At 57.8% G+C, this 567-nt stretch carries 1 protein-coding gene; it reads left to right on the top strand.

The window, feature by feature from the left end:
- Window positions 1-152: 152 nt before the first annotated feature.
- The gene (locus tag NW838_RS10530; RefSeq protein ID WP_414428010.1) at window positions 153-476 is read left to right on the top strand and encodes a helix-turn-helix domain-containing protein; all 324 of its coding nucleotides are present in this window, start codon (window positions 153-155) and stop codon (window positions 474-476) included.
- Window positions 477-567 lie beyond the last annotated feature (91 nt).

Below are 567 nucleotides of genomic sequence, written 5' to 3'. Positions count from 1 at the left end.
CCTCCGCTCCGGTGGGGTGGGCTCGTCGTTTTTTAAAACCCCCCCGCCCCCCCCCCCCCCCCCCCCCAACTTGGGGGGGGTTTTTGGGGGGGCGGGGCCGGCCAGAGTCGGGATGAGAGGCGGGAGCGTTCATCAGGTACAATGCATTGATCATGAGAACCGCTTACCAGTACCGCTTGCGTCCTACCACCAGCCAGATAGCTCTAATGGAGCAATGGCTGCAGCTGCTACGTAGGCAGTACAACTATCGCCTGGCAGAACGGTTCAACGGGTGGGAGCAGAATCGCTGCAACAGCCACGCTTGCCCGTTGACAGTCTGCCATCTGCCTGTGTTGAAAGACAAGCCCACCTTCGACTCCCACAAACGAGACTTGGTAAACACAAAGGCTCTCTTCCCCGAATACCAAGCGATTCATTCCCAGGTGCTCCAAGACTGTGTAGAACGAGTGCAAAGAGCGTTTGACCGATGGCTATAAGGTGACTGTAACGGAAAGCGGGCAGGCAGGCCCTGGTTTAAGTGTGGTGGGCGTTATCGCTCCTTCACCTTCCGTCTGATGAAGCAGGACT

Origin of the sequence: Synechococcus sp. R55.2 (assembly GCF_047462075.1) — a bacterium.
Lineage (GTDB): Bacteria > Cyanobacteriota > Cyanobacteriia > Thermostichales > Thermostichaceae > Thermostichus.
Note: the sequence above shows the minus strand (reverse complement) of the source record. Positions and strands in the feature narration are given on the sequence as shown.